This window comes from Natronorubrum halobium (genome assembly GCF_051351675.1).
Classification (GTDB): Archaea; Halobacteriota; Halobacteria; order Halobacteriales; family Natrialbaceae; genus Natronorubrum.
Map to the genome: position 1 here is coordinate 1572939 of NZ_CP195595.1, position 15511 is coordinate 1588449.

The 15511-nt window shown below is 59.3% G+C and carries 15 protein-coding genes; 8 read left to right on the top strand and 7 right to left on the bottom strand.

Annotated elements, in window-relative coordinates:
• Positions 1–158 precede the first annotated feature (158 nt).
• The gene (locus ACSFC7_RS07720; protein ID WP_436347926.1) at positions 159–884 is read left to right on the top strand and encodes an IclR family transcriptional regulator; all 726 of its coding nucleotides are present in this window, start codon (positions 159–161) and stop codon (positions 882–884) included.
• Between the two features lie 116 nt (positions 885–1000).
• Here ACSFC7_RS07720 and ACSFC7_RS07725 read toward each other — a convergent pair whose 3' ends face one another.
• The 7 genes from ACSFC7_RS07725 to ACSFC7_RS07755 all read right to left on the bottom strand — a co-directional run bounded on the left by ACSFC7_RS07725 (position 1001) and on the right by ACSFC7_RS07755 (position 8552).
• Positions 1001–1456 (bottom strand): nuclear transport factor 2 family protein, encoded by a 456-nt coding sequence (locus tag ACSFC7_RS07725; protein ID WP_436347132.1) that lies wholly within the window; start codon positions 1454–1456, stop codon positions 1001–1003.
• A complete protein-coding gene (locus ACSFC7_RS07730; protein WP_436347133.1) occupies positions 1453–2430 on the bottom strand; it encodes an alpha-ketoacid dehydrogenase subunit beta in 978 nt (325 codons plus the stop codon). Before ACSFC7_RS07730 ends, ACSFC7_RS07725 begins: the two co-directional genes overlap by 4 nt.
• Positions 2431–2432: 2 nt before the next feature.
• Entirely contained in the window at positions 2433–3413 is a 981-nt protein-coding gene (locus tag ACSFC7_RS07735) for a thiamine pyrophosphate-dependent dehydrogenase E1 component subunit alpha (RefSeq protein ID WP_436347134.1), read from the bottom strand.
• Between the two features lie 53 nt (positions 3414–3466).
• Positions 3467–4252, bottom strand: a complete 786-nt coding sequence (locus tag ACSFC7_RS07740) for an enoyl-CoA hydratase/isomerase family protein (protein WP_436347135.1) — start codon at positions 4250–4252, stop codon at positions 3467–3469.
• Between the two features lie 129 nt (positions 4253–4381).
• Positions 4382–5392, bottom strand: a complete 1011-nt coding sequence (locus ACSFC7_RS07745; RefSeq protein ID WP_436347136.1) for a quinone oxidoreductase family protein — start codon at positions 5390–5392, stop codon at positions 4382–4384.
• A gap of 184 nt (positions 5393–5576) precedes the next feature.
• The gene (locus tag ACSFC7_RS07750; RefSeq protein ID WP_436347137.1) at positions 5577–6740 is read right to left on the bottom strand and encodes an acyl-CoA dehydrogenase family protein; all 1164 of its coding nucleotides are present in this window, start codon (positions 6738–6740) and stop codon (positions 5577–5579) included.
• A gap of 87 nt (positions 6741–6827) precedes the next feature.
• Positions 6828–8552: a 2-oxo acid dehydrogenase subunit E2 gene (locus ACSFC7_RS07755; RefSeq protein ID WP_436347138.1), complete on the bottom strand. Its 1725-nt coding sequence runs from the start codon at positions 8550–8552 to the stop codon at positions 6828–6830.
• A 169-nt stretch (positions 8553–8721) separates the two neighbouring features.
• On the opposite strand from ACSFC7_RS07755, the gene ACSFC7_RS07760 reads away from it, so the two are divergent.
• The 7 genes from ACSFC7_RS07760 to ACSFC7_RS07790 all read left to right on the top strand — a co-directional run bounded on the left by ACSFC7_RS07760 (position 8722) and on the right by ACSFC7_RS07790 (position 15474).
• Positions 8722–9120, top strand: coding sequence for a hypothetical protein (locus tag ACSFC7_RS07760; RefSeq protein WP_436347139.1), 399 nt, complete (start codon positions 8722–8724; stop codon positions 9118–9120).
• Positions 9117–9926 (top strand): alpha/beta fold hydrolase, encoded by an 810-nt coding sequence (locus ACSFC7_RS07765; RefSeq protein ID WP_436347140.1) that lies wholly within the window; start codon positions 9117–9119, stop codon positions 9924–9926. Before ACSFC7_RS07760 ends, ACSFC7_RS07765 begins: the two co-directional genes overlap by 4 nt.
• A gap of 105 nt (positions 9927–10031) precedes the next feature.
• The gene (locus ACSFC7_RS07770) at positions 10032–10469 is read left to right on the top strand and encodes a VOC family protein (protein WP_436347141.1); all 438 of its coding nucleotides are present in this window, start codon (positions 10032–10034) and stop codon (positions 10467–10469) included.
• 48 nt (positions 10470–10517) lie between these two features.
• On the top strand, positions 10518–12053 hold the full coding sequence (locus tag ACSFC7_RS07775; protein WP_436347142.1) for an AMP-binding protein: 1536 nt from the start codon (positions 10518–10520) through the stop codon (positions 12051–12053).
• A 259-nt stretch (positions 12054–12312) separates the two neighbouring features.
• Positions 12313–13479, top strand: a complete 1167-nt coding sequence (locus tag ACSFC7_RS07780) for an ABC transporter substrate-binding protein (RefSeq protein WP_436347143.1) — start codon at positions 12313–12315, stop codon at positions 13477–13479.
• 55 nt (positions 13480–13534) lie between these two features.
• A complete protein-coding gene (locus ACSFC7_RS07785) occupies positions 13535–14443 on the top strand; it encodes a branched-chain amino acid ABC transporter permease (protein ID WP_436347144.1) in 909 nt (302 codons plus the stop codon).
• On the top strand, positions 14440–15474 hold the full coding sequence (locus ACSFC7_RS07790; RefSeq protein WP_436347145.1) for a branched-chain amino acid ABC transporter permease: 1035 nt from the start codon (positions 14440–14442) through the stop codon (positions 15472–15474). The genes ACSFC7_RS07785 and ACSFC7_RS07790 overlap by 4 nt, the downstream gene beginning before the upstream one ends.
• The last annotated feature ends 37 nt before the right edge of the window (positions 15475–15511 follow it).

Here is a 15511-nt window from a genome sequence, read left to right on the forward strand (position 1 = left end):
TTCTATACCATTACATGAAAAAATATATGGTTTATTGGAAGAATCGCTGTCGTGTGCTTGCATGTACTGCGCTACTGTTTGGCAATACCGGAAGTTTTTCGTGGTACTAAATCTCACGTGGATGTATGACACAAGATCTTCCCGTTAAATCCCTACGGATGTCGTTCGAGATTATCGAAGAAATAGTCGACCGAAACGGTGCGTGTATCTCCGAGCTGACTGCGTCGATGGATCGTCCAAAAAGTACGATCTACGATCATCTCAGTACCCTCTACGAACTCGGATATCTCGTCGAACGGGACGGGACGTACACCATCAGTTCGGATTTTCTCAGAATGGGGGATATCTCTCGTCAAAACAAAGAAATATATCAGGCAGCTAGCGATGAACTCACTCGTTTGGCCGACGAGACGGGTGAGTACGCGAGTCTCACGATCGAGGAACACGGAAAAGCAGTCATTATCGCAACAGAGGAAGGAGAGGAGGCAATTCCCGTGAACATCCACAGTGGAATCATGATGGGGATGCACACTGCGGCCCCAGGCAAAGCAATACTCGCATTTCTCGACGAAAGGAGAGTTTCTGACATTATCGATCAGCATGGGCTGATCAAGCGAACGGAGAACACGATCGTCGATCCCGGGGAACTGAGTGAGGAACTCGCGCAAATCCGGGAACGCAAGTACGCCCTCGACGACGAGGAACGGTTGACGGGTATGCGTTCAATCGCCGCCCCCGTCATCGATCGAAACGATCGTATTCGCGGTTCGCTTACGATATACGGTCCGACAAACCGAATTAGCGATCAGCTCTTCCACGAGAAGTTTCCGGAACTGCTCATGCGCTCCGGGAACATCGTCGAGGTATTGATGAATTACGACTAGATGACCGTCCTATCGAACGTACTTTTCCGAGTTGAGTCCCTGACCTCATCACCGCACACTTTTAAGAGAGAAAGATTTTCAGTGGACGGACCGTAGTCGCGAATGGTCGTCGTCAATCAATTATCGGCAACGATTTCCGCCCACCCTTCCTTGTACTCCGCGAAATAATTGAAGTCAGCGACGACCTCGCTGAACAGCCATTCGCCGTCTATTAACCGATACTCGTCGTTGTAGATTCCTTGAATCCACCCCGCAGAGCCGTCGTTTAGGGTGCAGGGCACTTCGAAGTACCACTTCCCGGTCGCGGTCTTACCGCTGATTTCGATGATGGGGTTGTGGACCATATGGGCCAGAAACGAGTGCTGCTCGCCGACGACGTTCTCGGCGAAGTTACGGACTTGGTCTCGACCGGTGTACGTACCGACGGGACCGAAGTCGAGGTGTGCGTCCTCGGCAAACAACGCGGCATACCCGTCCCAGTCTCGGGCGTCGATGCGGTAGCAGTACTCCGCGCGCAGTTCCGTAATTGCCTCTCGGTGCTCGAGTCGCGTGAGTCTGTCTTCGATGCTCATAGTCGGGGCATGGATCGAACCGCAGTTTCGATGTCGTCGGCATCCGGTACCACTGCGTCCGCAAGCGGCGGCGAGAATGGAACCGGCGTGTCGTCGACGCCGAGTATCTCGACGGGCGCTTCCAGGTGGTAAAACGCTTCCTCCTCGATACGCTCAGCGATGTAGGCCGCGGGACCGTTCTGGACGACCGATTCGTCGGCAACGACGACGCGTCCGGTCTTTTTGGCGCTCTCGGCGAGCGTCTCCGTATCCAACGGCTTCACCGTTCGCGGGTTCACAACTTCAACGCTGATCTCGCCGGCCAATGACTCCGCCACGTCAAGCGCGTAGTGGGCCATCTTCTGCGTCGCGACCACGGTCACGTCGTTGCCCTCGCGTTCAACTGTCGCTTCACCCAGCGGAAGCGTGTAGGAGTTCTCAGGAACCTCTCCCTCCCGGTTGTACAGTTCCATGTGCTCGAAGAAGAGAACGGGGTCGTCGCTCCGAATCGCGCTTTTGAGCAGCCCTTTCGCGTCGTAGGGCGTGGTCGCCAGCACGACTCGGACGCCGGGCATGTGCATGAACAGCCCGTGGAGGCTCTTCGAGTGCTGTGCGGCAGCGTTGAACGCTGAGCCACCATTGACAGTACGGACCGTCATGGGGACGGAGACGTCGCCGCCGAACATGTACTTGAATAGACCTGCCTGGTTCATCACCTGATCGACAGCCAGTCCCATGAAGTCGGCGTACATGATCTCGGCGACCGGCCGCGTGCCGGTTAATCCAGCACCCGCGCTACTGCCGACGATAGCGGCCTCGCTAATAGGGGTATCGATGACCCGGTCACCGCCGAATTCCTCGTAGATCCCGTTCGTGACGCCGAAACTCCCGCCGGGTTTGGCGATATCCTGACCGATGAGATAAACGGACTCGTCGCGGCCGAGTTCCTCCGTCAGTGCATCGTTAATCGCCTCGCGCATCGATTGTTCGGTCATGGTCAGATATCCTCCGTGTAGACATCTTCGAATGCCGTTTCCTCGGCAGGGAATTCGCTCTCTCGGGCGAACTCGACCGCCCCATCGATCCGGTCGCTTGCGTCGTCGCGCATCGCTTCGACATCGGACTCGTCAAGGAACCCTTCCTCGACGAGCGAAGACTCGAGCGAGTCGATCGGATCGCGCTTCTTCCATTCCGAGACTTCGTCGTCGGTCCGATAATTCATCGGATCGCCCTCGTAGTGCCCGCGGTAGCGGTACGTCTCGCAGACGACCAGCGAGGGACCCTCTCCGTTTCGGGCGCGCTTGACTGCCTCCGCCGTCGCCATATACACCTCCTGAACGGACATTCCGTCGACCGTCTCGGCTGGCATATCGTACACGTCGCCCCGGGCCTCGAAGCCCTCGACGTGGTGTTGGTCCTCAGCGGGCGTCATCTCGCCGTATTGGTTGTTCTCGCAGATAAACACCACGGGCAAGTCTCGGACGCCGGCAAGGTTCATCGACTCGTGGACGGGACCTTCGGCCATAGCGCCATCGCCGAAAAATGAGAGACAGACCCGATCTTCGCCGTTCTGGTCGATCGACAGTCCGGCCCCGGTGGCCAGCGCCGGTCCGGCGCCGACGATGCCGTTGGCACCGAGCATTCCCTGATCGACGTCCGCGATGTGCATGCTCCCGCTCTTGCCACCGCAGTAACCGGTTTCTTTGCCGAACAGTTCGGCCATCATTCGGTCGGGGTCCAGTCCCTTGGCGATGGAGTGTCCGTGACCGCGGTGTGTACTCGTAATGTAGTCATCCTCCTCGATCACCGAACAGGCCCCCGTGGCGACCGCTTCCTGTCCGATCGAGAGGTGAACGAAACCGGGGAGTTCGTTGTTCTCGAATAGGGTTCCGACCCGACTCTCGAACTCCCGAATCAGCATCATCTCCCGGAGTTGTTCGACCAATTGATCTGATCGCTCTGCTACCATGTCTGGCATAGTCTGAGTTCTCGTCGGCGATACCAAAAAAACTATGTGTCACAACCGGCCGTTCAGTCCCAGTCGCCGAACTCGGCCTCTCGTTTCTCGACGAACGCGCTCATCCCTTCTTCCTTGTCGTCCGTCTCGAACGCAAGTCCCGCCAGCGCGGCCTCCAGTTCCAGGCCAGACTCGAGTTGCGCTCGCGTCTCGTTGACCGACTTCTTCGCGAACCACTGTGCAACGGGCGGTCCATCCGCGAGCTCGACGGCAAGTTCGTCGACTCGATCCTGGAAGTCATCGTCGTCGATCGTCTCGTTCACGAGTCCGATGTCTTCGGCTTCAGTCGCGGAGATGTGTTTGCCCGTCAGGATCAGCTCCTTCGCCTTCAGGTATCCGACGAGGTGGGCGAGCCGCTGGGTACCACCTCCGCCTGGAATGATTCCCAGTCCGATCTCCGGAAGCCCAAACGTGGCGCTCTCGGTGGCGAGAATGAGGTCGCACATGAGGGCGATTTCGGTCCCGCCGCCTAATGCGACACCGTTCACTCCGGCGATAACCGGGACGCGACTCCCCTCAATCGCGTCCTCGAGATCGGACATCGCTTCGCGAAACTCACTACGGAACCACACGCCCGATTGGTTCTGGAACTCTTTGATATCGCCGCCGCCGATGAAGGCGTCCTCGCCCTCACCGGTCAGCACGATCGTTTGACTCTCGGAAGCGGCGGTCTCGATTGCGTCGGCGAGTTCGACCAGCACCGTCACACTAACGGCGTTCATCGCCTTCGGACGTGCAACGCGAACGACGCAGATAGTATCATCTTGCTCAACCGTTACTGTCTGGTAGTCGGATGACATTCGTGCGTTCTTCGCGGTGTCGTGTGTTAATAGTTGTCCTGAGAACCTGCAGTCGACGCTGCACTAAGTACATCGACTGGTAGCGGATGGACCGGAGCCTCCGCCGTCGTAATCGTGGCGGTGCTGTGGTCAGGGGGTAACGAGGACGTTTCCGACTACGTCTCGGTTCTTCATGTCGGCGAACGCTCGACCGGTGCGGTCGAGATCATAGGTTTTGTGGACCGGCGGTGTCAGGGACCCGTCCTCGTAGAAGCCCACGACCCGCTCGAGATCGGCCTGCGTCCCCATCGTGCTTCCGACGACGTGTTTGTGGCCGAGGAACAGGTCCTGAGCGTCGATCTCGGAGTACTGGTCGGCCGTTCGACCGCAGATGACCATCCGACCGCCCCGATCCAGCGCGGAGAGACACGCGTCAGTGAACTCTCCGGCTAGGTGGTTGATGACGCCGTCGACCGGCGCGAACGCCTCCAGTTCGGTGGCCAGTTCTTCGGCGTCGTCGGCCGGTAGCAGGTGGTCGGCTCCGAACGACGCTAGCTGCTCGAGTTTTGCGGCCGACGAGGACGTACAGATGGTGTGAACGCCCATCACGTCCGCGAGTTGCGTGGTCGCGACGCCGACCCCGCCCGTTGCCCCCGGGACGACGATCGTATCGCCGGCGTCAACGTCCGCTCGCCGGAGCATATGCCAGGCGGTCATGTACGCGACGGGAAGCGTCGCCGCTGCCTCGAGATCCACGTCGTCAGAGAGTGGAATGAGTCGGTCGGCCTCCACCGCCGCCTGCTCTGCGAAGGCACCGTGGAAGAGGCTGTACTCCCGACAGTGGTTCTCGGGACCATCCCGGCAGTACCGACAGGAACCGCAGGTCAGCATCGGATTGAGGACGACCGGGTCGCCCCGCTCGAAGCCATTAACGCTCTCGCCGACCTCTCGAACCGTGCCCGCTACGTCGACGCCGGAGATGAACGGGAGGTGTTCTTCCTTCAGTCTGAAGTCCCCCTCCAGATACAGGAGATCGTGTCTGTTTACCGACGCTGCTCGAACGGTGAGGAGCACCTGATCGGGACCGAGGGTCGGTGATTCGACATCGATGACTTCGATACCGGACGGTCCGCCGAGAGTTGTGAATGCTGCAGCGCGCATATGCTCCACTTCTGAAGCCGGATAATTATAGTTTCCTCACGGTCGACGGTTCGGCCGATCGACGGGGCCGGCGGACAGATCGGTAGGCGGGAACAACATTCGCGTTCGGCTGTCGGTTCAAGAGTCGGCATCGTGATCGTGGCGACCGTGTTGACACCCCGACCGTTCGATCACGACCGATCCGTCAGTACGATCGGGGGAGGTCGAGTACGTTCGTACTCACAAACGATTTTACCAGTTCGTCGCTAACCGGTGCGACTCGGGCCAGACGGACATCGCGGTAGAGTCGTTCGACGTGGTACTCGTCAGCAAAGCCCATCCCACCGTGGACCTGGATTGCTCGATCGCAGGCGTTGGATCCGGCGCGGGCGGCGATGAACTTCGCCGCGTTAGCCTCCATGGAACAGTCTTCGCCGCTGTCGTACAGCGACGCCGCCTTATAGATCATGAGTTTGGCGGTTTCCAGTTCCATCTTCGATTCGGCCAGGGGGAACTGCACGCCCTGGTTCTTGCCGATCGGGCGCTCAAAGGCCTCACGCTCTTTCGCATAGTCGACGGCCAGATCGAGCGCCAGTTCGCCCGCCGAAAGGGGGATCGCCGACCAGATAATCCGCTCCGTGTTGAGCGTCCCGAGAACGTGATAGAATCCGCTGTCCTCGTCACCGAGCAGATTCGCCTCGGACACGCGAACGTCGTCGAAGACGACCTCGCACGAACCGAGACAGCGCATGCTGAGTTTGTCTATCTTGTTCGTGGTGATTCCGTCCGCATCTGAGGGGACGACGAACAGCGAGATCCCTTGGTGTCGGGATCCCTCCTCCATGGGCGATGTCCGCGCCAGCGTGACGATGTAGTCGGAGACGTGTGCCCCAGTCGTCCATATTTTCGTCCCGTTGAGAACGTACTCGTCACCGTCTTTCTCCGCGGTCGTTTTGATTCCGGCCGTGTCGAGACCGGCGTCGGGCTCGGTGAGTCCCAGTGAGACGATTGCTCCATCGACGATCTCCGGCAACCAGCGCTCTTTCTGGTCCTCATTACCGTGCTCGGTTAGTGAAATCCCGCCGAAGACGGGACCCAACGTTAGCATGTTAGGCCCGCTGACGCCGCCGCCGTGGCGTCCGAGCGCTAGCCCGACGGCGACGATCTCCTCCATGCCGAGTCCTTCGCCGCCGTACTTCTCCGGAATGGTCAGTCCGGTGAACCCGGCCTCGGTAAGGTCGTCCCAGATTTCGTGAGGGAACTCCTTGGCCTCGTCTTTCTCGCGCCAGTATTCCAGCCCGTAATCCGAGCAAATATCTCTCATAAGCCGTTGCATCATCTGCTGCTCCTGGGAGAGCGCGAAGTCCATCAGCGGATAATTCGTGTCGCTCGGCTTAGTGCTTTTGTCACTGAGACAACTGGTGGCGGCGTGGAGGCGGCTCCTTCGCTCCGCGAGTCACGCGATCTCGATCGTCGGATCTCGAATACCCGTAATCATCTCGGCGTACGTTGACTCCCGGCACGCCGCGTAGGTGAGTCGTTTCATAGTCGCGGGGGAGGCGTGGTCCGGCGCGTAGACCGTCACGGAGGGATGGCCGTCGGTGAGCCGAACTTCGAACGACGGAACCGGCCAGTCGTGGACGTCGGCAACTTCGCGGGCCGTTGCCCGGATATCCGCAGCTACGGTCTCGGAAATGTCGACCGTCTCCGATGTCGTCCGCGCCCCCTCCTCCACATTCGCGTCTGCGGCGGATCTGTCAGCCACGACCAGCGACGGCGCCTCGAGGCCGGCGGTAAGTGTGTCGAGGAAGCGAGCGGCGTCGGCGCCGTCGACCACGCGGTGGTCGAACGACAGTGAGAGGGTGCAGGTCCGTCCGTCGTCCCGTTCCCGGACCCGTCCCACGCCGAGGATGGCGATCTGGGGCGGGTTGATGATCGGATCGAACGAGTCGACGCCGAACATTCCGAGGTTCGAGATCGTGAAGGTGCCGCCCTGCAACTCGTCCATGGTGAACTCGCCGTCGAGCACGGCGTCGGTGAGCCGCCGTCGTTCGGCGGCGATACCGGCGAGCGTCCGCTGATCGGCCGTTCGGATCACCGGCGTCACGAGTCCGGCGTTCACGTCGACGGCGACCGCGATATTCCGCTCGGCGATTCGCCTGATCGTCCTGTTCTCGAACCAGGCGTTGAACGCGGGGTGGGCGTCGAGCGCGCGGACGGACGCTCCTACCAGCAGGTCAGCGAAGCCGATATCGGCGTCCGCTTCGCGTGATAGTTCCTCGGCCGTTTCGAACGCTCGCCCGACATCCACCTCTCGATTGAGCGTGACGTGGGGGGCCTCTCGTGCGGATCGAGCCATCCGGTCGGCGATCGTTTCGCGCATCCCGGTGAGCGACTGTTCTTCCTCGACGGTGACGCCGACCCGGTCGGCATCGGTCGTCTGGAAGTCGGTTTCGGCCGGAGTGCTCGTGCCGTTCGCCCCCGTCGGCGTCGGCCGCGTGACTTCCCCGGCCGCCGCCCGGACGTCGGACTCGGTGACGCGATCACCGATACCGGTCCCGTCGATGGCATCGAGCGACAGCCCGTGCTCGCGGGCTAACCGCCGCGTACTCGGACTGGCAAAACTACGTCCGGACGGGACGGCCGCGTCTCCGCCCTCGTCCGTGGTCGCCTTGAGTCGTTCCTCGATGTCCGCGAGCAGGACGGCTCCGTCGGGACCGGTGCCGTCGATCACCTCGAGGTCGATGCCGTGTTCGGAAGCGAGTTTGCGCGCACCCGGAGCCGCTCGCTTGCTCGCATCCTCGGGCGCGCCGGCCGTCTCGTTCGCCGTGGCGGGATCCGATTCTTCGACGACGGCCGGTTCGTCGTCACCGGTCGACCGCTCGCTGCCCGACTCGGGATCGATGCGACTGCGGGGAGCGGGTGCGTCTGCGACGCTCTCGTCGGGACCGACGACGACGCCGAGAACCGTTCCCGGCGGCACTGATTCGCCTTCCTCGACGTCTACCCGCGCGAGGGTGCCGTCCTGAGAGGCCTGTACCTCTCCCGACGTTTTCTCCGATTCGACGACCACGACGACGTCGTCTGTCGCGACGTCGTCGCCCTCGTCGAACTTCCACTCGGTGAGGAGGCCGCTCTCCATCGTATTGCCCATCATCGGCATTCGAACTGCCTGAACCATTGGTCGTTCCCCTATGGAGAGCGGAGAACCAAAACTGTAGCGTCGAGTCTGTCATCGACGGCCGTTGTCCGGTCGCCGAACCTGTTGACATACCATTCGGTGTAACACTCTCTGTAGATTGAATTACAAATTTATTCGAACATAATTTTATATAGCCGGGTGGTAACTATTGACACGAATGGAGATACCATCAGAAGAGTGGATCGAAGAGATCCAACAACGATGCAACGAGGATGAACAGTTCAACCGCGCCTCGGAGTGGTCGGACGTCAACGTCGTGCTGGAGGTTGACGACGAGCGCTACTGGCTCAAACTGTATGGCGGTGAGATCATAGACACGATGCCGTACGAACCGATGTCGAACCCACTCGGGTACGACATTATTCTTTCGGGGTCGAGAGACGCGTGGAAGGCCGTCAATGACGCGGAAATGCCGTTCTGGAACGCGTACAGCACGGGAGAGATAACGATTGACGGGAATCTCATGGAAGCGAACCGGATGCACGAGGCGCTCGTGCGGATGGCCGAGCTAATGGGCGAGAACCTGATCACGGAGGGCGAACAATGACAGAACTCACTGGTCACTACGCGGACGTCGACGGAACGCGGATCTACTATGAGGAAGTTGGCGACGGGCCGCCGTTCTTCTGTATCCATACCGCCGGTGCTTGCTCGATTGAGTACTACGAGTTCCTCCCGCTCATCGCCGAGCAGGGGTACCGGGCCATCGCTGTCGACCTCCCTGGACACGGGAAGTCCTATCCGGTCGAGTGGGAACCGTTCCGATCGATGCGCGACTACTCTGCGTTCACGTGGGAGATCATCCAAGAAGTCTGTGACGAGGACCCGGTCGTCATGGGCTGTTCGATCGGCGGCAACATGGTCACGGATATGGCCTGTCACTACTCGGACGATATGCGCGCCGCTCTCGCGCTTGAAGGGGCGGCCCATACGCCGACGTTTCCCGACGTCAACGCGTACGAACATCCCCACGCTTGTCCGAGCTGGCGAGACATCATGGAGCGGGCCGCGGAGCAGTCGATGTACCGCCCCGTTTCCGAAGAGAAAGTGCGTGAGACGAGGTGGATGCACCGATATGCACCCCAGGAGATCGCGACCGGTGACCTCGAGTGCTGGGTGAACCACGACGTCAGGGACAAACTGGAGGACATCTCGTGTCCCTTCCTGCTGTTCAAGGGAGAGGCCGACTACTACGTTCCCGACGAGATCATGGAGAGCACGATTGCGGAGGTTTCCGACGAGTACGGAGAGTTCGTCGTCGGCGAGGAGATGGGCCACTACCCGATGTTCGAGGATCCGGAGGGACTTGCGGACATCAGTCTCGAGTTCCTCGAAGAGAACGGTATTGCCTGAAGACCGTCGGGCTTCTATCTCCTCGGCCTTCGAACGGACCCAGTTTTCAAGACTCCACCCACCGATAGTAGTGACACTATGCGAGTAGTTACCATCGACAGAGTCGTGGTCGCAACCGACGACCTCGACCGGACCGCGACGACACTGAACGACCGCTTGAACATCGGATTCGGCGAACTGTTGACGCTGACGACCGAGACGACCGCGGGCGAACATGACCTCCAAAGTGTCATCGACGACACCGGTATCGGCATCGACGTGGTCCAGTCGACCGGTCCCGATGCCGACGACGCCGTCGCACAGTACGTCGACGAGTACGGGACGGGCCTGTACGCCCTGGCCTTTCAAGTCGCCGACCTTGAGGAGGCTCGGGCCCACCTCGCCGCGGACGGCGTCGAACCGGTCGGCGAGATCTCGGCCGGCGAGTTCACTGAATACCTGTTCCATCCCCGCGACTTCGACGGGCTATTCGTGTTCTTGGCCGAGTTTCCCCACGCCTTCGAGATCAACAGACGTCTAGAGGTGCTTCGCGAGCAGAAATAACTCCCAAACAACATAAATGATAAGAGCGGTTCACACACAGGTTTGTGTATGCGCCAAGCAAACTTCGGGTACATCGTCCGGAAGAAGTCGTACTACCAGCCCGACGATGTCGCGCTCGTCGAACAGGCGACCCAGGCGGAACACACCTACGAGGAACTCGAGCGGCGCTCGAACAGCATCGCCCGAGCGCTCGCGGACCGCGGCGTCGGCGAGGGCGACCGCGTCTGCGGCCTGTTTCGCAACTCCGTGGAGTTCTTTGAACTGTTCTTCGCCACGTGTAAGCTGGGGGCCGCGGTCGCCCCGTTCAATTATCGGCTGTCCACCAGGGAACTCTCGTACCTCAGAGACGACGTCGATCCCGACTTGTTCGTCTACGAGGACGTCTTCGAGGAGACGATCGCGGGGCTTTCGCTGTCCGATACCACGACAGTCCGGATCGGCGAGTCGAACGGCGAGACGGAACGCGACGCCGAGGCGTGGCAGTCGTTCTACGAGTACGATACGTCCGAGGTGAGCATCGCAGAGGGATTCGAGGAGCCCGCGGTCCTGCTCTACACGAGCGGGTCGACCGGTCGTCCAAAGGGCGTCCCGATCTCACACAAGAACCTGTTCTTCTCGTCGGTAAGTTACCTCGTCGACACCGAACTGAACAGCGACGACGTCACCGTGACCACGGCTCCGATTTTCCACGTCGGCGGATTGAATATCTTCACGCTCCCACTCCTGCACACGGGAGGCACCTGCATCCTGCAACAGGAGTTCGACCCCGAGGAGACCTGGGCCATCATGGCGGAGTACGACGTGACGAAGATGTTCGCCATTCCAACGATGCTGAACGCGATGATCAGCGTCGACGACTGGCAAGTGTATGATCTCGACGCGCTCGAGTTGGTGGTCGGAGGCGGTGAACCCGTTCCGACCGAACTCAAGGAAGCGTTCGCTGCGATCGACGTTCCCTGTATCGCGGCGTACGGCCTGACCGAAACCACCGATGGCTCGCTGTTCCTTCGCCCCGAGCACGCGATGGACAAGCCGCCCAAATGCAACGGGAAGACGTTCACCCACGTCGACGCGAAGGTCGTCGACGAGGACGGCGAGGAGTGTCCACCCGGCGAGGCAGGCGAACTCCTTCATCGCGGACCAACCGTCGCCGACGGCTATCTTGAGCTCCCCGAGAAGACGGCCGAGGTCTGGGACGAGGACAGCTGGTTCCACACGGGCGACATCGCTGAAGTCGACGCGGACGGCTTCTATCACGTTCACGGCCGCAAGGACGAGATGATTATTTCTGGCGGCGAAAACATTTATCCCAGCGAGGTGGAGGAAGTCCTCTACTCCTATGATCGGATAGACGAGGCCGTCGTCTTCGGTGTTCCCGACGAGGAGTGGGGAGAGATCGTCAAGGCCGTTGTCGCGACGACCGACGGCGACCCGATCACCGACGACACACTCGAGCCGTTCCTCAATGGCCAACTGGCGCGGTTTAAACACCCCAAGGAGATAACGGTTGTTGAGGGGCTCCCTAAGAGCGGGACCGGAAAAATCGAGCGACGAACCGTCATCGAACGCTACGGCGACGAGTAACTCCCGCCTGTTGCCGCTGTTAGGTTGCTGTGCTTACGAGAGCGCTCAGTACTGCACTCGATTCGGACTCGCCCCCTGACTGGATATATTTTCAGTGCGCTCCAGACGGATTCCGACAGGAAATTTAATACCATGTGACGAGAGAGACTGACCCATGGCAAAGGATGTCGGTAGTACCTCTCGTACCAGCCAAACAACCGGACGTATAAACCGTCGGAGTCTCCTGAAATCGACGGCGGCCGGTGCAACGGCCGTGTCGATGGCTGGATGTTTCGGGGGCAGTGACGATAATACCTTCAGAATCGGTGGGACGATTCCGTCCAGCGGACCGTACGGCGAAATCGGTGTGAATCAACGAGACGGTCTCGAACTCGCAGTCAACCACGCAGAGGAGGAAGACCTCATTGATCAAGAGATTGAACTCGAGTTCGTCGATACAGAAACGGACCCATCTGTCGGTCGCCGTCGCGCACAGGAACTGATTGACGATGGAGTTGACCTTCTCGTGGGTAACTTCTCCAGCAGTGTGGCGCTTGCAATCAGTGAACTAGCACAGCGGGAGGGTATCATATATATTTGTGTCGGTGGCAGTAATGCAATCACCGGCGAAGATTGTCAGCCAAATACGTTCAACGCCGGAAACAGCGCAGTGATGCAAACGAGCGGAGGGCTTCAGTACGTCCTTGAGGAGGGGCTTGGAGAGAGCGTGTACGAACTCTCCTCGGATTACTCGTGGGGACAGTCGATTCAGGAGTGGAACGAACAGGAGATCGTGCCTGAGTACGACGCTGAGTATGTGGGCAATACGTGGACCGAACTCGGACAGGACGACCTCTCCTCGGAACTCACGACGGCCGCGAATTCGGATGCAGATATTATCAGCTTCAACCACTTCTCCGCCGATCACGTCACGAGTGCGAATCAGGCGGGTGAGTTCGGCTTGCTCGACGACCACATCTGTGTATGGCCCGCGACGGAAATCATCGACGCTGATCAGATCGATTCGGAGGTTCTCGCTCACGATAACTTCTACTCGAGTACGCCGTGGTACTGGGAGCACGACGCTGAACCAGCACAGGAGTTCTCTGACGCGTTCTACGATCAGTACGACGAACGCCCACTCGGGTTCACCGCAAGTATCTATGCGGGTTCGATGACCACGCTCGAAGTAATCGACGAGATCGGAACCGCTGCTCCCGATGAGGTTCGCCCCAACTTGGAGGATCGTGAACTGACTCCACAGCTATGGGGTAACAACGAACGGTTTCGGGCGTGTGACCACCGAGCCAGTATCACTACATTCACTGTGCAAGGCCGTGATTCCGATGAGATCGACGAACAGAATTTCTTCGAAATCGTCAACGCTGTCGATGATCCCGAAGGACTCCAGATGCGAGCCTGTGACGAGACGGGCTGTGACCTGTAACAGAATTCTGGTTCTGATAAATGAATAACATATTTCCAATCGTAACTGGTGAAAAATGATTGAGGAACAGCTTATCATCGGGAGCATCTCCTTTGATTTCTGGTTGACCCAGCTTTTCAATGGGTTAATGCTCGGGATGATCTACGTGCTCATCGCGACCGGACTAACTATCGTGTTTGGGATGATGGGTATCATCAATTTCGCACATGGTGACTTGCTGCTCGTGGGAACCTACGTCGCCTTCGCGACGTGGAGTGCAACCGGAAGTGTCATTATGGGTATTCTCCTAGCGCCGCTCATCGTCGGCTTAGTGGGTGCGATCATCGAAAGGTTCGCGCTCCGGCCGATATACGACCGAGATATCCTCCTACAGTTGCTCATCACGTTCGGTATCGCGGAATTTCTCCGCGGTACCGTGATGTTGATTTGGGGCCCACGAGGACACAACTTCCCAGTCCCGGACTGGGGACGGGCGATGATTGACTTCGGGGTGTTTAGTTATCCCAGCTACCGGCTAGTCGTCATCGTGACGGGAGCAGTACTGCTGCTCGGGGTGTATCTGATGTTGGTCCGCACCGATCTCGGCATCATCATTCGCGCAGGAACGATGGATCGAGAGATGGTGAATGCGCTCGGCATTGATCTCTCGAAGATTTACCTGCTGGTCTTCGTGATCGGTGCCGCTCTCGCAGGGATCGCTGGCGCACTGATCGGACCGATCCAGGGTGCCACGCCAAACCTGGGTATCGAACTGCTGGTGCCCGCGTTCGTAGTCGTCGTCATCGGTGGCTTAGGTAGTCTCCGAGGAACGCTGGTTTCAGGTATCCTGATCGGGGAGCTGCTGGTCATCGTTGGTGTTCTGTTCCCCCGAGCGGCGGAGGCCTCGATTTACCTGGCAATGGTACTTGTACTGCTGTTGCGACCGCGCGGCCTGTTCGGTCAGGAGGGGATGCTAGAAGAATGACGCTTCAACTCAACTCCGTAGTCGACAACGCACAGAGCACAGCTGGTATCAAGTTCCTCGTAATCGCAGGGCTGCTCGTACTCATGCCGTTTGCGATCGGAGCTAGACTCGCGAACGAGATACTGATCTTCGCGATCTTTGCGCTCGGATACAATTTCCTGCTCGGATACGGCGGTGAACTCTCGTTCGGTCATTCGGCGTACTTTGGACTCGGTGCCTACGGTACCGTCCTCGCCATCGAACACCTGACCGCTAGCATCTACCTCGCGGTGGCTCTGGGCGTCCTTTTCACCACGGTGACCGGAGTGGTGTTTGGGTACGTGAGCCTCAGACGTCGCGGGATCTATTTCGCGATGATCACCTTGGCGCTGGCCATGCTCGTCTACTACGTCGTCCAGAAGTGGACCGGGTTCACCGGCGGCGACGACGGCGCGTCAGTACCGATTATGGACGCGTCTATCGGCCCGATTGATCCGACGAACGGCGGGTTCGAGTTCTACGTGTTCGGACTCCTCATTCTTCTCCTCGTCTGGCTCGTGTTCAGACGCGTGTTGCACTCGTCGTACGGTCGCACACTCATCGCGATCAGGGAAAACGAGGAGCGCGCTCGACACCTCGGTTACGAGGTGAACAGACACCTCCTCGTCGCGTTCACGTTCTCGGCTCTCGTCTCCGGACTCGCGGGAGCGCTCTTCGCGACTGCCTTCGCCTTCATCACTCCCGAACTCCTGTTCTGGGCGGTCTCCGGCGAAATCGTGCTCATCGCACTCATGGGCGGCATCGGAACGCTCGGCGGTCCGATCGTCGGTGCGATAGCGTTCATCCTCGTCCAGGACACTGCGGTCAACCTCACTCATCACTGGGAACTGGTGTTCGGTGGGATCATCATCCTTTTCGTGCTCTTCATTCCGGAGGGACTGTACGGGAAGTTCACCGCCTACTTCGAGGACAAAACGCAACCATTCGACGCCGATGCGCTGCGTGATCGCTTTGATGCCGATAGTATCCGTGACAGGTTTGACATGAAGTGATCCTGTCTCTCTCGCCGTGTGATAGAGAGACAATAAC

What these genes read in the sequence shown, in the direction of transcription:
- ACSFC7_RS07765 (WP_436347140.1), top strand. Translation starts at nt 9,117, where the DNA reads ATGACAGAACTCACTGGTCACTACGCGGACGTCGACGGAACGCGGATC.
- ACSFC7_RS07740 (WP_436347135.1), bottom strand. Translation starts at nt 4,252, where the DNA reads ATGTCATCCGACTACCAGACAGTAACGGTTGAGCAAGATGATACTATC.
- ACSFC7_RS07790 (WP_436347145.1), top strand. Translation starts at nt 14,440, where the DNA reads ATGACGCTTCAACTCAACTCCGTAGTCGACAACGCACAGAGCACAGCT.
- ACSFC7_RS07720 (WP_436347926.1), top strand. Translation starts at nt 159, where the DNA reads ATGTCGTTCGAGATTATCGAAGAAATAGTCGACCGAAACGGTGCGTGT.
- ACSFC7_RS07785 (WP_436347144.1), top strand. Translation starts at nt 13,535, where the DNA reads ATGATTGAGGAACAGCTTATCATCGGGAGCATCTCCTTTGATTTCTGG.
- ACSFC7_RS07725 (WP_436347132.1), bottom strand. Translation starts at nt 1,456, where the DNA reads ATGAGCATCGAAGACAGACTCACGCGACTCGAGCACCGAGAGGCAATT.
- ACSFC7_RS07750 (WP_436347137.1), bottom strand. Translation starts at nt 6,740, where the DNA reads ATGGACTTCGCGCTCTCCCAGGAGCAGCAGATGATGCAACGGCTTATG.
- ACSFC7_RS07730 (WP_436347133.1), bottom strand. Translation starts at nt 2,430, where the DNA reads ATGACCGAACAATCGATGCGCGAGGCGATTAACGATGCACTGACGGAG.
- ACSFC7_RS07780 (WP_436347143.1), top strand. Translation starts at nt 12,313, where the DNA reads ATGGCTGGATGTTTCGGGGGCAGTGACGATAATACCTTCAGAATCGGT.
- ACSFC7_RS07775 (WP_436347142.1), top strand. Translation starts at nt 10,518, where the DNA reads ATGCGCCAAGCAAACTTCGGGTACATCGTCCGGAAGAAGTCGTACTAC.
- ACSFC7_RS07745 (WP_436347136.1), bottom strand. Translation starts at nt 5,392, where the DNA reads ATGCGCGCTGCAGCATTCACAACTCTCGGCGGACCGTCCGGTATCGAA.
- ACSFC7_RS07755 (WP_436347138.1), bottom strand. Translation starts at nt 8,552, where the DNA reads ATGGTTCAGGCAGTTCGAATGCCGATGATGGGCAATACGATGGAGAGC.
- ACSFC7_RS07735 (WP_436347134.1), bottom strand. Translation starts at nt 3,413, where the DNA reads ATGCCAGACATGGTAGCAGAGCGATCAGATCAATTGGTCGAACAACTC.